This is a genomic window from Streptomyces sp. NPDC030995, from assembly GCF_055571215.1.
In genome coordinates this window covers 27,429-42,464 of the sequence record NZ_JBVIFS010000014.1, presented here as the reverse complement: position 1 = coordinate 42,464, position 15,036 = coordinate 27,429, and the positions used below count along the sequence as shown (strand labels likewise).

Sequence of the window (15,036 nt, the reverse complement as noted above, 5' to 3'; positions counted from 1 at the left end):
TCCCTACGGTCGCGTCGCTTCGCGATGGCCTTCGGCCACCCTTGACCGACCGTCCCGCCACGGACATACGAAGACTGTCGGGAAACCCCCAAAGGAACGGGCCGGTCCGAGCCTTCAAGCACGGGCCGAGCGGGGACGGACGGGCGGGTGCCGGCGGCCCAGTTTCCGAGGCGGCCCCATCTCCGCCGATTCCGGGGTCGGGGAGTCGGGGGCGCGTCAGATCGCTACGCGCTTCGCACGTCTCAGCGTCCGACGGCCGTCCGGGGCCGGACATAAGCCGCCACAGCCCTTGGGTGCTCCTCGAAGACGGCGTCTGGCGGCTGTCTGGGGAATTGCAGGCGTCAGACAGCGGCTATGGCGAGCTGTGCTCGGGTCAGGGAAGGTGGCCGGTCGAAAAGGCCGTCCGGTTGCCCCAATTGCACCCGTCTGTCCTCGCATTGTGGTGACGAGGTCGTTCTGATGGGGGTAGAGCTCGGCTGAGGTGAGGAATCGCCCCTCCGGGCCCGGACGGGGGTCACAGTGAGAACGGAGTCTTTAGCATCGGGGTATGCCTCAGCTCCAGCTGCTCCGCTTCGACCATGCCCCGGCGCTTCTTGAATTCGAGCAAGAGAACCGGACCTACTTCGCTGCGTCGGTACCCGACCGTGGCGATCACTACTTCGCTCATTTCGACGCGCGGCACCAGGCGCTGATGGCCGAGCAGGCGGCGGGGCTGTGCTTCTTCCATGTACTGGTGGGCAGCAGTGGTGAGGTACTGGGAAGGGTCAACCTCATCGATGTGGAGGACGGTTCGGCCGAACTCGGGTACAGGATCGCCGAACAGGCCGCAGGGCGGGGGCTGGCCACCGCTGCCGTTCGTGAGGCCTGCGCCTTGGCTGCCGCCGAGTACGGCCTGACCACGCTGCGAGCCGTCACGACGCTCGACAACCCCGGTTCGCGGACCGTACTGGCCCGCGCAGGATTCGTCCCCACCGGCGAGATCGAAATCGACGGCCGCCCGGGCCTCACCTTTGTGCGGAAGCAGCCGCATGACAGCAGGGTACCGAATGGCCTTGGGCAGCTTATGTCCAGCCCCAGACGGGTCGCAGACGCTGAGAGATGAGGAGCGCGTAGCGATTTGACGCGTGCACCCCGTCTGGCCGGTCGCCAGCTCGGTCTGGCCGCCGTGTGGTGGAGCTTTGGCCGCCCCAGACCCCGGATCTGATGGAGATGGGCCCGCTCCTGGGGATCTGCCCGCCGAACCCCGCCCGCCCATCTCCGATCTCCCCGTCCCTGAAAAGAACGCCCGGCCCGTTCCTTTGGGGGTTTCCCGTCGGTCTTCGTATGTCCGTGGCGGGACGGTCGGTCAAGGGTGGCCGAAGGCCATCGCGTAGCGACGCGACCGTAGGGAGCGCCCTTGAGGGACCGGCCCGACACGGAGAGACGATGAGACTGACGGGAAATCCCCAAACCTTCTCTGATGCTGGTCGAGGGGCTCCCGCCCACCCCGAAGCCGCCCCTGCACGTTCCTATTCCGCCCCGCCAACACCCCGCACCCCGCAGCCCGAAGCCCGTCCCGCCCCCTCCCCTTACGCCGCCCCCGCCCCCACCACCCCCGCCAGTGCCTCCAAGGCGCGGGTGAATGCCGCGTTCGGTGGGGACGCGTAGCCGATGATCAGGCCTTCGCGGGGTGGGGTGGGGGAGGCCGGGTGGTGGTAGGAGGAGAGGCCGTCCAGGGCGAGGCCTGCCGCTTGGGCCGATGCGAGGGTGGGGGCTTCATGGCCCGGGGGGAGTTCCAGGACCGCGTGCAGGCCCGCCGAGATGCCCGTCACGCGGATGTGCGGGGCGCGGGTCGACAGTACGGAGACCAGTCGGTCGCGGCGGTCGCGGTAGCGCAGGCGCATCCGGCGGACGTGGCGGTCGTACGCGCCGCATTCGATGAAGTCCGCCAGTGCCAGCTGGTCCAGCGTGCTCGCCCAGGATTCCCGCAGGCCCTTCGCCGCCAGGACCCGGTCGATCAGGTGGTCCGGGAGGACCAGCCAGCCGAGGCGCAGCGCGGGGGAGAGGCTCTTGCTGAGCGAGCCCGCGTACACCACGTGCTCGGGGGCCAGTCCCTGGAGGGCGCCGACCGGTTTGCGGTCGTAGCGGAACTCCCCGTCGTAGTCGTCCTCCACGATCACGCCGCCGGTGCCACGGGCCCACTCCACGGCCGCGGCGCGCCGCGCGGGCAGCAGGCGGGCGCCGGTGGGGAACTGGTGCGCCGGTGTGAGGAGCAACGTGCGGGTCCGGGAGGGGAGTCCCTCCCCCAGCCGGGCGCCGTCCTCGTCCACCGGGACGGGGTGCGGGCGGACCCCGGCCGCGTCGAGGATGCCGTGGTGGAAGGGGAGTCCGTACGCCTCGACGGCCCAGTCCAGGGGGCGGACCGAGGCCAGCAGGCGCAGGCCGTTGGCGAAGCCGGAGCAGATCACGATGTTCTCCGGGCCGGTACGTACGCCCCGCGCCCGGGAGAGATAGCCGGCCAGGGCCCGCCGCAGCTCGGGGCGGCCCCGCGGATCGCCCGGCCCGAAGGCCTCGGTGGGCGCCTCGGCCAGGGCCCGTCGGGCGCTGGCGGCCCACGGGCCCCGCGGGAAGGAGGCGGGGTCGGGCTTGCCCTGGAGCAGGTCGTGGCGGGGGCCCGTGGGCGCGGGCGCGGTCGTCGCGGCCGGCGGGCCGGCGGCGGCGACGCCCTCGGCGACCCGGGTGCCGGAACCCTGGCGGGCGGTGAACCAGCCCTCCGCGACCAGCTCGGCATACGCGTCGGCGACGGCGTTGCGGGCCAGCCCGAGGTCGGCGGCGAGCGTCCGGTACGGCGGCAGGCGCGTCCCGCCGGCCAGTCGCCCGCTGCGCACGGCGCTGCGCAGGGCCTGGGCGAGGGCGGTCCGCCGGGCGCCTTCGGGGGGAAGGTCCAGGTGCAGGTCAGCGCCGACGCCGACGCCGACGCCGACGCCGACGCCGACGCCGACGCCGACGCCGACGCCGGTGTCGGTGTCGGAGGGGGAGGTCGAGTTCGAGTGGGAGTCGGGGGCCTTCATGCGCCCGGCTCCGGCGTGAAGACGGTGTGGGTGGCCGTCAGGAAGCGGCGGACGGTGTCCCGTTCGGCGGGGTCGAAGGAGTCCAGCACCCGCAGCACCCCGTCGATCAGCGGACCGAAGAACTCCCGGCCCAGGCGGATCGCCTCCGGCTCCACGCGCAGCAGGATCCGGCGCCGGTCGCGGTCGTCGCGGATCCGGGCCACGTGGCCGAGCCGTTCCAGCCGGTCGATCACGGCGGTGGTGCCCGCCGAGCCCTGCCCGAGCCGGGCGCCGAGCAGGCCCGCCGTGGCCGGTTCGCCGGCGCGGGCCGCGTCCAGCAGGCAGATCAGGGCCCGTACGTCGGTGGGGTGCATGCCGTTGCGTGCGGCGAACTCCGCCTGGCGCAGGCCGAACTCGACGCTCACCGCCCGTAGGAGGTGCACCAGTTCCAGGTTCTCGGGTTCCGGGTTCTCGGGTTGCTGGTCGTCGGGTTGCCGGTTTTCGTCCATGTTGCTCCCGCCTAGTATCTCGCTGAGCGAGATTATCGCCTGGCGAGACACTGGAGCGGTTCATGTTCTCTGCGTCTTCCTTCCGTGCCGCCTACGACGAGGCGCTCGGCCAGTGGCCCGGGCCACCCGTCGAAGCCGTCGACCTGCCCACCCCGTACGGGGTCACCCGCGTCAACAGCCGTGGCCCGGCCGGGGCCCCGCCGCTCGTGCTGCTGCCCGGCGGCGGGGCCACCTCCACCGTGTGGGGCGCATGCGCGGCCGCCGGGCTCGCCCGCAGCCACCGGGTGCACGCCGTGGACCTGGTGGGCGACCCCGGGCTCAGTGCGCCGGAGCCGGGGCGGGCGATACGGACCACCGGGGACCTCGTCGGCTGGCTCGACGCGGTCCTCGACGGGCTCGGCCCGCTCGGCCCGCATGGCCCGCTCGGCCCGCTCGGCCCGCACGGGCCGGTCGCCCTCGGCGGGCACTCGTACGGGGCCTGGATCGCCGCCCACTACGCCGCCGCGCGTCCCGCCCGGCTCGGCCGCCTCGTGCTGCTCGACCCGACCCAGGTCTTCGCCGGGCTGCGCCCCGGCTATGTGCTGCGCGCCCTGCCCATGCTCGCGCGGCCCACCCCGCGGCGGATCCGCTCTTTCCTCGCCTGGGAGACCGGCGGGGCGGCGCTCGATCCGGCCTGGCTTCGGCTCCAGGACGCGAGCGCCGGTTTCCCCGCCGTCCGGCCGGTCACCGGGCCGCGCCCGGACCTGGCCCGGCTCGCGGAGCTGCCGGGAGCGCGGGTCGAGATCCTGTTCGCCGGGCGTGCCCGCTGCCACGACGCGGACCGCGCGGCCCGGGCCGCGCGCGAGGCGCTGCCGGGTGCGCGTGTCGACGTACTGCCCGGCGTCTCGCACCACGCGCTGCCGCTGACCGCGGCCGCGGAGATCGCCCGCCTCCTCGCCCCTGCTTAGGCCTTGCGCGACAGGGCCTCGCGCACGGCCTCCTCGGAGCGGGCGACCACGGCCGTGCCGTCCTCGGCGGTGATGATCGGGCGCTGGATCAGCTTCGGGTGCGCGGACAGGTGGGCGATCCAGAGGGCCCGGGCCTCCTCGGTCTCCTCGCGCGGCAGGTCCCGTACCCCGGTCTCCTTGGCGAGCGGGTCCGACGTACGCGTGATGTCCCACGGCTCCAGCCCGAGCCGGCCGAGCACCTCGCGGATCTCGTCCTCGGAGGGCACGTCCTCCAGGTAGCGGCGCACGGTGTAGTCGGCGCCCTCCGCGTCGAGCAGGGTCAGTGCGCCACGGCACTTGGAACAGGCGGGATTGATCCAGATCTCCATGGCGCCAAGCCTATCCAGGGCCTGTCCGGGGCCTGTCCGGCCAGGGCTTTTGTCAGTGGTCCCCGGTAAAATCGAGGGAGAACGACAGGACGCCAACTACCGTTTGGGAGGCTGTAGATGGCCACTGCCACCACCATCCAGCACGTCAAGAAGAAGCCGCTGCCGGCGGGCCTGCCCCGCGAGTGGTACGAGAGCCACAACCGCCGCCTGAAGGCCATGCGGCTGGCGATATCCCTGCTCGACTCGGGGACGTATGACGCTCGGCGCGCCACCAACCGGAAGATCCGGACGATGGCCGTCCGGACGGGGATCCACCGGCCGTCCAATGTCACCTGCAAGATGGTGCGCGCGTTCATCAAGGACTCATGAGCGTCATGAGCGTCATGAGAGCCGTGAGTGTCATGAGCGGCATGAGGCGCGTGGAGCAGGCGTAACGGCTCGTCATCGTGTGCCGGGGCCCCGACCGACCGGGAGTGGTCGGGGCGCCCGGTCGTCACGGCGGTGGCGGTCCGTCCAGTGAGAGCAGCAACAGGGCCACGTCGTCGCGCGGACCGCCGTCCGTGAAGGCCGCCAGGTCCCGCCACACCGCATGGACCAGACCCGCCGGGTCCCGGGCCAGTACGGGCACCCGGGCGGCCAGCGGGTAGAAGCGCCCCGCCGCGTCCCGGGCCTCCGTCACCCCGTCGGTGTGCAGCAGCAGCCGGTCCCCGGGCAGCAAGGGGAGCTCCGTCACCGCCGGGGCGGGCCCCGAGAGCCCCAGCCCCAGCGGCGGGCCGGGCTCCACGGCCACCTCCGACACGACGGACCCGCGCAGCCGCAGGGCCGGAGGATGCCCGCACGACACGATTCGTACGAGGTCCAGCCCGGGCGGGAACTCCAGCAGCACCGCCGTCGCGAACAGCTCCGGATGCTCGACGGGGGCGGCTGCCGAGTCCGCCAGCAGCCGACGGTCCAGCCGGGCCGCGACCGCCGCCAGCCCGGCGTCGTCGAGCACCGCCTCGCGGAAGGCCCCCAGCAGCGCGGCCACGGTGGCGACCGCCGCCAGGCCGTGGCCCTGCACGTCCCCGACCAGCGCCCGCACCCCGTACGGCCCGGCCCGTACGTCGTACAGGTCGCCGCCGACCAGGGTGCCGCGCTGCGCCGCCCGGTAGAGGCCCGAGCAGCGCACGCCGCCCACCCGTTCCGGCACAGGCGGGAGCACCGCCAGCTGGGCCGCTTCCGCAACGGTGCGGACGCTGACCAGCTGCGCGTCCCGGCGCCTGCGCACCCAGGCGATCACCACGCTCAGCACCCCGACGGCGGCCACCGTGGCCAGGTCCGTACCCCGGGCGCGCGCGATGCCGAGGTCGGGCACCCCCAGCAGGAGGAGGACGAGACCGGCGAAGACCGCGGTCCCGCCCGCCCCGTACGCGAAGGCCGCCACCGGCGGCAGTCCCGCCAGGAAGAACCCCAGCTCCACATCGCCCGGGGTGAGCGACTGCGCGAGGACCAGCACCACGAGGGCCACCGCGGGCGCGATCCGCGCCCAGCGCGGCGGTGGCTCCCCGCGCAGCCAGCCGGGCTCCCCGCGTCCGCGTCTCACACCTCCACCCTGGTACGGGGGGCGGACCCGCGCACCCCGGACCGGCCCGCCGGGTGGCTCTGCCGGGCGCGTGCCACGACAGTGGTGGCGTGACGGAAGACGATTCCCCGACGCGGGCGCACATCGAGGCGCACGGCGCGGGCGGCGGCTCGCAGAGCGCGGAGATCAGCACGCGGCTCAACTGGCTGCGCGCGGGGGTGCTGGGCGCGAACGACGGGATCATCTCCACCGCGGGCCTGGTGGTCGGCGTGGCCGGGGCCACCACCTCGCGCTCGGCGATCCTGGCGGCGGGTGTCGCGGGGCTGCTGGCGGGCTCGCTGTCGATGGCGGCGGGGGAGTACGTCTCCGTCAGCTCGCAGCGGGACTCCGAGCGGGCCGCGCTCGACCTGGAACGCCGGGAACTGGCCGAGGAGCCGGAGGCGGAGCTCGACGAACTCACCGACCTGCTCGTCGCGCGGGGGCTGAGCCGGGGGGTGGCCCGGGAGGCGGCCGAGCAGTTGACGGAGCGGGACGCGCTGCGGGCGCACGCCCGGGTGGAGCTCGGGATCAATCCCGACGAGCTGGCCAATCCGTGGCACGCGGCCTTCGCCAGTCTCATCGCCTTCACAGTGGGGGCGGTGCTGCCGCTGCTGGCGATCATCCTGCCGGGGCCTTCGGAGAGGGTGCCGGTGACGGTGGTGGCGGTGCTGGCTGCGCTGACGCTGTGCGGGGTGCTCAGCGCACGGCTGGGCGGGGCGCCTGTGGTTCGCGCGGTGCTGCGGAATGTGGGCGGGGGTGCGGTGGCGATGGCCGTCACGTACGGGGTGGGCACCTGGCTCGGGGCCGCCTGAACCGGACCCCGCCCGGCCCCGGGGCGCTGCCCCGCACCCCGCGCCTCAATCGCCGGCGGGGCTGAAAAGACCGGGGCTCCGCCCCGCGCCTCAAACGCCGGCGGGGCTGAAATATAGCCCCGCCGGCGTTTGAGGCGCGGGGTCTGGGGCGGAGCCCCAGGTCCGGGCCGGCCCGGCCACCGGCAGGATGGGGGCATGCGAATCGCAGTCACCGGTTCCACCGGGCTCATCGGCAGCGCACTCGTGCGGTCCCTGCGGGACGACGGGCACGAGGTGGTCCGGTTCGTGCGGCGGGAGCCCGCCGCGGCGGACGAGGCGCGGTGGGATCCGGTGCGCGGGTACGTGGACCCCGAGGGGCTGGCCGGGTGCGGGGCCGTCGTGGGGCTGGCCGGGGCCGGGGTCGGTGAGCACCGGTGGACGGCGGCGTACAAGAAGGAGATCCGCGACAGCCGGGTGCTCGGCACCGCCGCGCTGGCCCGGGCGACGGCCGCGCTCGACGAGCCGCCGCGGGTGTTCGTCGTGGGGTCCGCCATCGGCTACTACGGGGACACCGGCGACCGGATCGTCGACGAGACCACCCCCGCCGGGCACGGGTTCCTGCCCTCGGTCTGCGTGGAGTGGGAGGCGGCCGCCGCCCCCGCCCGGGAGGCCGGGATCCGGACCGCGTTCGCCCGTAGCGGCCTGGTCGTCGCCCGGGAGGGCGGGGCCTGGGGGCGGATGTTCCCCCTCTTCCGCGCAGGCCTCGGCGGCCGGCTCGGCAACGGCCGCCAGTTCTGGTCGTACATCTCCCTCCGGGACGAGATCGCGGCCCTGCGCCACCTCATCGACACCCCCGGCATCGACGGCCCGGTCAACCTCACCGCCCCCGAGCCGCTGACCAACCGCCAGGTCACCGCCGCCATGGCCCGGGTGCTGCACCGGCCCGCGGTGCTGCCCGTACCGGCCGTGGCCCTGCGCATCGTGCTCGGGGAGTTCTCCTCGGACGTGCTCGGCAGTCAACGGGCCCGCCCCACCCGGCTGCTGGAGTCCGGCTTCGCCTTCCGTGACCCCGGCATCGAGCAGGCCATTCGCGCCGCGCTCTGATACGACCGCGTGCTCGGCCCGAACCGCGTGCGACCGGCGTGCGACCGTTTGTGACCCGGATGCGACCGTCGTGCGACCGGAGTTGACCGTAATACCCGGCCGAACTCGGGTTCCCCTGGAGCCGGTTGGGGGAAGGAGGATCCCCACACAGCCGCGCCGACCTCGGGGAGGGGCACGTGCTCAGCAGCACACACCATGCCGCACACCATGCGGACGTCGTCATCGTAGGAGCCGGAGTCTCAGGACTCGCGGCCGCGCACCACCTGATCGCAGCCGGGGTCACGGTCACCGTCCTGGAGGCCGCGGGCGACCCCGGCGGGCGGATGGCCACCGAATCGGCCGACGGATTCCGGCTGGACCGGATCGGCCAGTTGCTCAACACCTCGTACACGGAACTCGCACGCACCCCCGCCCTCCAGGCCCTGACCCTGCGCCCCTTCGCGCGCGGGGTCCTGGTCCACACCGACGGCAAACAGCTCCGGGCCGGGGCCCTCACCCCCGCCCGCGCCCTGGCCAGCGGCTCCCTCGACCAGGCCCGGCTCAGCGCCGCCCTCGGCCGGCTCGCCGCCGTGCCCGAGGACAAGCTGCTCGCCCGGCCCGAACGCGCCGCGCACGCCGCGCTGCGCTCCCGCGGGCTGCCGGCGCGCACCCTGGGCGGGGTGCTCCGGCCCCTGCTCGCCACCCTGCTCCGCGACCCGGAGCTCACCACCTCCAGCCGGGTCGCCGACCTCGCCCTGCGCACCTTCGTCCGCGGCCGGCTCGCCGTGCCCGAGGGCGGTGCGGCGGCCCTGCCCGACCTGCTCGCCGCCGCCTTGCCGCCGGGGACGGTACGGACCGGGGTGCGGGTCCGGTCGGTGGCCATCAACCTCGTCACCACCGAGGAGCACGGCGACTTCAGCTGTCGCTCCGTCCTGCTGGCCACCGGCGCCCGCGCCGCCGCCGAGCTCCTGCCCGGCCTGCGCGTACCCGCCTTCCACGAGGTCACCGTCCTGCACCACGCCACCGCCACCCCCCTGCCCAGGGACGGCTCGCTGCTCCTGGACGGCGACCCGAACTGGCCCGTCTCCCACACCGCCGTGATGAGCGCGGTCGACCCGACGCGAGCCCCGGCCGGCCGGAGCCTGGTCACCACCACGGTGCTCGGCCCGCCGCCACCCACCCGTACGGTCGCCTCGCGCCTCGCCCGGCTCTACGACACCACCACCCGGGACTGGGAGCTGCTGGCCGTCCACCACACCCCGGAGGCCGTCCCCGCCATGCCCCCGCCCTACGACCTGCGGCGCCCGGTACGGGTGCTGGCCGGGCTGTACGTGTGCGGCGACCACCGCGACACCAACACCGTCCAGGGGGCCCTGCACTCGGCCCGCCGCGCCACCGGCGCCGTCCTGCGCGACTTCGGCATCCCGCTCCCGGCCACCGCGGAGTGCGCAATTCCGGTGGCGGCCTGAGAACCACCCAGTCCAGGGGCCCGGTCCCGCGAGGAACCGGGCCCCTCGTTCACGACAGGGCGGCCACCCGGTCCCGGTAGCTCCGTACCGCCGAGGCGTCCCGGTACGGCTCCAGCCGCCGCTCGAAGTCCCGTACGTACTCCACCGCGCGCACCGACCGCATCTCCATCGCCTGCTGCGCCGCCTCCGCGCCCAGCGCGCACGCCTGGTCCAGCTCGCCCAGCCCCAGCCGGGCCGTGGCCAGCACCACCCGGCAGAACAGCCGGGACCGGGCGTACACCGGGGCCCGCAACTGCAAGGACCGCTCCGCGTGCTGCGCCGAGGCCCGGTACTGCTGGAGGTCCCGGTGGCAGTGCCCGAACTCGTCCGCCAGCTGCGCCTCGTCGTATGCCCGGGCCCAGTGCGGTACGTCGTCCCCGGGCCGGGCCGCGCCCAGCGCCCGCTCGGCCCGCACCAGCGAGGCCGTCGACGCCCGGACCTCGCCGAGGACCGCGTGCCCCCGCGCCTCCGCCGCGTGCAGCAGCGCCTGCACGACCGGCGGCGGGCCGGAGCCGACGCCCTGCTGGGCGACCCGGGCCAGCTGCACCGCCTCCCGGCCGTGGCCGAGGTAGACGGCCTGCCGGCTCATGGTGACCAGGACGTACGAGCCGTAGGGCCGGTCCCCGGCGGCCTGAGCGAGCCGCAGGGCCTGCACGAAGTACCGCTGCGCCAGGCCGTGCGCGGCGATGTCGTACGAGGTCCAGCCCGCGAGCCGGGTCAGGTCGGCCGCGGCCGAGAACAGCCGCCGGCCGGTGGTCTCCCCGTAGGTCCCGCGGAGCATCGGCTCGGCCTCGTGCTCCAGGTACCGCACCAGTGCCTGCCGGGCGTGTCCGCCGCCGTAGGTGTGGTCCAGGGTCCGGAACAGCTCGCTCACCGAGCGCAGCGCGGCGATGTCCCCGCTGGTCACCCGCTGGCCGGGACCCCGGTCGATCTGGCGCTGGCGGGGCACGGAGGCCCGGCCCTGCACGGGGACCCGGACGGCGGCCGGATCGGCGCCGCGCCCGACGCGCTCGTCGGCCCGCCCGATCAGCCAGTCCCGGCTGGGCACGACCAGTCCGGCCGGCGTGAAGGCGATCTTCCGCAGCTCGGCGTGGGAGCCGGAGTCCTTGCGCCACAGGCCGCTCGCGATGTCCACGGCCTCCTCCGGGGTGGCCGCGAACTCCAGCCCCGCGTACACGGGCGCACAGGCGTCCAGGCCCAGATCCTGCGCGGAGAGGCGCCGCCCGAGGCGCCGGGTGAAGACCTCGGCGATCAGCGCGGGGGTGGTCCCGCGCGGCTGCTGCCCGCGCAGCCACCGGGTCACGGAGGTCTTGTCGTACCGCAGATCGAGACCGTGCTCCAGGCCGAGCTGGTCGACGCGGCGGGCGAGCCCGGCGTTGGAGAACCCGGCTTCCGCGATCAGCGCCGCGAGCTGCCGGTTGGGGACGCGCTGGGCAGGTCGTTCCGTCATCGGCTCCACGGTTTCCTGACGTGACGGACCGGAGTCCCGGCCCTGTGAACGGCGTGAATGTAGCGGCGAACTCCGCTCATGCCGCCCTCTCTGCCCCACATTCATCCGATCGTGTGCAGAATGCGTAGGGCTCTTTACGGACCGGCCCCCTCCGCGCGCGTACGCTGCGGGCCATGACGCCTCGGCCCCACAGGGCGCACCTCCCCGAGGAGCGAACCGAATCCACCGCTGCGCTGCCCCCGCCCGAGCTGACCGAGGCGGAGTGCCGGCGCTGCGGCACCTACATCGCGGGGCTCGACGGGCGGTACGCGTGCGGGGTGTGCGGCTGGGTGAACGACCACTCGGAGGGGCACCGGAGGCTGCCGCGCGCGGACGAGGACCCGGACCGGCCGCCGAAGGGACGACGCCGGCCGAGGCAGCTGCCGGGGCCCTAGGGGGTGTAGCGGTGTAGCCCGCACCGGGGCCCTGACGGGGGCCTCGAAGACGCCTCGAAGGGGCCCTGACGGGGCCCGCGCGGGTCGCCGTACCCTTGCTCAGTGGGATACGTGCACACAGCAGGTTCAATGAGGAGGCGCTGCGGTGGCTGAGCTTGGGTTTGTCCATCTGGGCTTCGGGCCGGAATCCGTCGAGTACACCCAGGCCTGGGAGGAACAGCGCAGGGTGCACGCGGCCCGCTTCGCGGACGAGATCGAGGACACCTGCCTGCTGCTGGAGCACCTCCCGGTCTACACCGCCGGCCGGCGCACCGACCCCAGCGAGCGCCCGCTCGACGGCACCCCCGTGGTCGACGTGGACCGCGGCGGCAAGATCACCTGGCACGGCCCGGGCCAGCTCGTCGGCTACCCGATCATGAAGCTGCCCCGCCCGGTGGACGTGGTCGCCCACGTCCGCCGCCTGGAGGAGGCGCTGATCCGCACCGCCGCCGAGTTCGGCCTGGAGACCACCCGGGTCGAGGGCCGCAGCGGCGTCTGGGTGCTCGGCGACCCCGTCGAGGACCGCCCCATGATCGGCGGGCTCTCCCTCGACCTGGACCCGCGGCTGCAGGACGAGGAGTTCGACGCCCGGCTGAACGGCCCCGAGTACGCCCCGTCCAACGCCGGCCAGCGCCGCGAGGACCGCAAGCTCGCCGCCATCGGCATCCGGGTGGCCAAGGGCGTCACGATGCACGGCTTCGCGATCAACGTGAACCCCGACAACACCTGGTTCGACCGGATCGTGCCCTGCGGCATCCGGGACGCCGGTGTGACCTCGCTCTCGTACGAACTGGGCCGCGAGATCACCATCGCCGAGGTACTGCCGGTCGTCGAACGGCACCTGAAGGACGTACTGGAGCAGGCGGAGCTGCGGCCCCGCGAAACAGAGCAGGTCGCGGGCGCCTAGCGGCCGGGGACGGCCTGGGCACGGCCAGGGCAGGGCCCGGGGACGGTCCGGGAATGCGGTCGCCCCCTCGCAGGTTGGCCGACGTAAGAGCGTACGAAATTACGGGCGTACCCTGGTGGGCGCCCGAACAATCGAAGTCACAGGGAGCCGGTCGTGTCCGCAGTCGCACCCGACGGACGCAAGATGCTGCGCCTGGAGGTCCGTAACGCCCAGACCCCCATCGAGCGCAAGCCCGAGTGGATCAAGACCCGGGCGAAGATGGGTCCCGAGTACACCAAGATGCAGGCCCTGGTGAAGGGCGAAGGACTGCACACGGTGTGCCAGGAAGCCGGTTGTCCCAACATCTACGAATGCTGGGAGGACCGCGAGGCCACCTTCCTCATCGGTGGCGACCAGTGCACCCGGCGCTGTGACTTCTGCCAGATCGACACGGGCAAGCCCGAGGCGCTGGACCGTGACGAGCCGCGTCGTGTCGGCGAGTCCGTGGTCACGATGGACCTGAACTACGCCACCATCACGGGCGTCGCGCGCGACGACCTGGCCGACGGCGGCGCCTGGCTGTACGCGGAGACCGTGCGCCAGATCCACCAGCAGACGGCCGGCCGCGAGAGCGGCCACACCAAGGTCGAGCTGCTGGCCCCCGACTTCAACGCGGTCCCGGAGCTGCTGGAGGAGGTCTTCGCCTCCCGCCCCGAGGTCTTCGCGCACAACGTCGAGACGGTGCCGCGCATCTTCAAGCGGATCCGCCCCGGCTTCCGCTACGAGCGCTCGCTCGAGGTGATCACCAAGGCGCGCGCCTACGGCCTGGTCACCAAGTCGAACCTGATCCTCGGCATGGGCGAGGAGCGCGAAGAGGTCTCGCAGGCCCTGAAGGACCTGCACGAGGCCGGCTGCGAGCTCATCACCATCACCCAGTACCTGCGGCCCTCGCCGCGGCACCACCCCGTCGAGCGCTGGGTGAAGCCGGCCGAGTTCGTGGAGCTGGCGAAGGAGGCCGAGGAGATCGGCTTCTCCGGTGTGATGTCCGGTCCGCTGGTCCGGTCCTCGTACCGCGCGGGTCGCCTGTACACCCAGGCGATGGAGAAGCGCGCCGCGACCGTGTGAAGTCGCGCACAGAACCTTACTAGTGGGTAACACCGCATCGACGCGGCCCCTAGGCTCTTCCGTGAGGGAGAGCCCGGCGGGCCGCGTCAATCTTTCATCACGTTTGACCGTCCGGTCATGCGCTGGTAACACCACTGAGTGACGCTGGATCCACACACCGCACGCAGAGCACGCACCACACGCACCGCCCACACGGCCCCGTGAAAGGGAAGGGATCGACATCATGCAGGCCGCGCCCGTACGCGCCATCGCCATCCCGTCCCTCTCCGAAGCCTTCCGGGGCTTCGAGTCCCTGCTGATGAGCGGCGCCCGCCGCAACGCCTGGGCGGCCGTCCTCGAGGACCGCCGCAGGGCCAAGGACCGGGTCGAAACCGAACACGTACTTGAGGCCGCGGCTACCCGAACCCCGCAGGCCACGTAAACTTCGCTCTATGGCGAGGAAGTCAAACGCAGAGACTGCTGCGAACCCCGGGCGACTGAAGCAGATCGCCCTGACGTACAAGATGACGCGCAAGGCCGACCCGAAGGTCGGTCTGATCGTCGCGGGCGTGGGAATCGTCACCTTCGGTGTCTTTCTTGCGATCGGCTTCCTGATCGACCACCCGGTCTACCTGGGCATCCTGGGATTCCTGGTGGCGTTCCTCGCGATGGCGATCGTCTTCGGACGACGGGCCGAGCGGGCTGCCTTCGGGCAGATGGAGGGACAGCCGGGCGCGGCCGCGGCCGTACTGGACAACGTGGGGCGGGGCTGGACGACCACCCCGGCCGTCGCGATGACCCGCAACCAGGACATCGTCCACCGGGCCGTCGGCAAGGCCGGTGTCGTGCTGATCGCCGAGGGCAACCCCAACCGCGTGAAGCCGCTGCTCGCGAACGAGAAGAAGAAGCTGGCCCGGATCATGCCGGACGTGCCGGTTCACGACTTCATCGTGGGTACGGGCGAGGGCGAGGTGCCGCTCAAGAAGGTGCGCACCACCCTGCTCAAGCTGCCGCGCGTGCTGGCCGGCCCGCAGATCACCCAGGTCAACGACAAGCTGCGTGCCATGGGTGACCTCATGAGCAACATGCCGCTGCCGAAGGGCCCGATGCCCAAGGGCATGAAGATGCCGCGCGGCGGAAAGATGCGCTGACCCGCACACCTGATTTTCGTATACGACACAGGGGCGGGGGAAGGGGGGGGGGGGGGGGGGGGGGGGGGGGGGGGGGGGGGTGGGGGGGGGTGGTGGGGGGGGGGGGGGGGGGGGGGGGGGGGGGGGGGAGGGGGAGG

At 73.4% G+C, this 15,036-nt stretch carries 16 protein-coding genes; 11 read left to right on the top strand and 5 right to left on the bottom strand.

The window, feature by feature from the left end:
* Positions 1-547: 547 nt before the first annotated feature.
* Positions 548-1,102, top strand: a complete 555-nt coding sequence (locus ACZ45T_RS21445) for a GNAT family N-acetyltransferase (protein ID WP_468443566.1) — start codon at positions 548-550, stop codon at positions 1,100-1,102.
* 466 nt (positions 1,103-1,568) lie between these two features.
* Here ACZ45T_RS21445 and pdxR read toward each other — a convergent pair whose 3' ends face one another.
* Both pdxR and ACZ45T_RS21435 read right to left on the bottom strand, forming a co-directional pair.
* A complete protein-coding gene (gene pdxR / locus ACZ45T_RS21440) occupies positions 1,569-3,050 on the bottom strand; it encodes a MocR-like pyridoxine biosynthesis transcription factor PdxR (protein WP_468443564.1) in 1,482 nt (493 codons plus the stop codon).
* Positions 3,047-3,538, bottom strand: a complete 492-nt coding sequence (locus tag ACZ45T_RS21435; protein ID WP_468443562.1) for a MarR family transcriptional regulator — start codon at positions 3,536-3,538, stop codon at positions 3,047-3,049. The genes pdxR and ACZ45T_RS21435 overlap by 4 nt, the downstream gene beginning before the upstream one ends.
* A 62-nt stretch (positions 3,539-3,600) precedes the next feature.
* Between ACZ45T_RS21435 and ACZ45T_RS21430 the strand changes: the two genes are divergently transcribed.
* Positions 3,601-4,485, top strand: coding sequence for an alpha/beta fold hydrolase (locus ACZ45T_RS21430; RefSeq protein ID WP_468443560.1), 885 nt, complete (start codon positions 3,601-3,603; stop codon positions 4,483-4,485).
* Here the strand turns inward: ACZ45T_RS21430 and ACZ45T_RS21425 are convergent.
* Entirely contained in the window at positions 4,482-4,853 is a 372-nt protein-coding gene (locus tag ACZ45T_RS21425) for an ArsC/Spx/MgsR family protein (RefSeq protein ID WP_468443558.1), read from the bottom strand. The genes ACZ45T_RS21430 and ACZ45T_RS21425 overlap by 4 nt on opposite strands.
* Before the next feature lie 117 nt (positions 4,854-4,970).
* Between ACZ45T_RS21425 and ACZ45T_RS21420 the strand changes: the two genes are divergently transcribed.
* Complete coding sequence (locus ACZ45T_RS21420) at positions 4,971-5,222, top strand: hypothetical protein (protein WP_468443556.1); 252 nt, start codon at positions 4,971-4,973, stop codon at positions 5,220-5,222.
* Between the two features lie 124 nt (positions 5,223-5,346).
* On the opposite strand, the gene ACZ45T_RS21415 is transcribed toward ACZ45T_RS21420, so the two are convergent.
* On the bottom strand, positions 5,347-6,435 hold the full coding sequence (locus ACZ45T_RS21415; protein WP_468443554.1) for a PP2C family protein-serine/threonine phosphatase: 1,089 nt from the start codon (positions 6,433-6,435) through the stop codon (positions 5,347-5,349).
* A gap of 89 nt (positions 6,436-6,524) precedes the next feature.
* Here ACZ45T_RS21415 and ACZ45T_RS21410 point away from each other — a divergent pair, with 89 nt between their 5' ends.
* The 3 genes from ACZ45T_RS21410 (at position 6,525) to ACZ45T_RS21400 (ending at position 9,796) form a co-directional block, all read left to right on the top strand.
* A complete protein-coding gene (locus ACZ45T_RS21410) occupies positions 6,525-7,265 on the top strand; it encodes a VIT1/CCC1 transporter family protein (protein ID WP_468443552.1) in 741 nt (246 codons plus the stop codon).
* Positions 7,266-7,460: 195 nt separating this feature from the next.
* Complete coding sequence (locus ACZ45T_RS21405) at positions 7,461-8,348, top strand: TIGR01777 family oxidoreductase (RefSeq protein ID WP_468443550.1); 888 nt, start codon at positions 7,461-7,463, stop codon at positions 8,346-8,348.
* Between the two features lie 176 nt (positions 8,349-8,524).
* Entirely contained in the window at positions 8,525-9,796 is a 1,272-nt protein-coding gene (locus tag ACZ45T_RS21400; protein ID WP_468443548.1) for an FAD-dependent oxidoreductase, read from the top strand.
* A 49-nt stretch (positions 9,797-9,845) separates the two neighbouring features.
* Here ACZ45T_RS21400 and ACZ45T_RS21395 read toward each other — a convergent pair whose 3' ends face one another.
* The gene (locus tag ACZ45T_RS21395) at positions 9,846-11,285 is read right to left on the bottom strand and encodes a regulator (protein ID WP_468443546.1); all 1,440 of its coding nucleotides are present in this window, start codon (positions 11,283-11,285) and stop codon (positions 9,846-9,848) included.
* A gap of 173 nt (positions 11,286-11,458) precedes the next feature.
* On the opposite strand from ACZ45T_RS21395, the gene ACZ45T_RS21390 reads away from it, so the two are divergent.
* The 5 genes from ACZ45T_RS21390 (at position 11,459) to ACZ45T_RS21370 (ending at position 14,899) form a co-directional block, all read left to right on the top strand.
* On the top strand, positions 11,459-11,719 hold the full coding sequence (locus ACZ45T_RS21390) for a hypothetical protein (RefSeq protein WP_468443544.1): 261 nt from the start codon (positions 11,459-11,461) through the stop codon (positions 11,717-11,719).
* 145 nt (positions 11,720-11,864) lie between these two features.
* The gene (gene lipB / locus ACZ45T_RS21385; protein ID WP_468443542.1) at positions 11,865-12,665 is read left to right on the top strand and encodes a lipoyl(octanoyl) transferase LipB; all 801 of its coding nucleotides are present in this window, start codon (positions 11,865-11,867) and stop codon (positions 12,663-12,665) included.
* Positions 12,666-12,818: 153 nt separating this feature from the next.
* Complete coding sequence (gene lipA / locus ACZ45T_RS21380; protein WP_468443540.1) at positions 12,819-13,769, top strand: lipoyl synthase; 951 nt, start codon at positions 12,819-12,821, stop codon at positions 13,767-13,769.
* Between the two features lie 223 nt (positions 13,770-13,992).
* Positions 13,993-14,190 (top strand): SCO2195 family GlnR-regulated protein, encoded by a 198-nt coding sequence (locus tag ACZ45T_RS21375; protein WP_468443538.1) that lies wholly within the window; start codon positions 13,993-13,995, stop codon positions 14,188-14,190.
* Between the two features lie 10 nt (positions 14,191-14,200).
* The gene (locus ACZ45T_RS21370; protein WP_468443536.1) at positions 14,201-14,899 is read left to right on the top strand and encodes a DUF4191 domain-containing protein; all 699 of its coding nucleotides are present in this window, start codon (positions 14,201-14,203) and stop codon (positions 14,897-14,899) included.
* Positions 14,900-15,036: the final 137 nt, after the last annotated feature.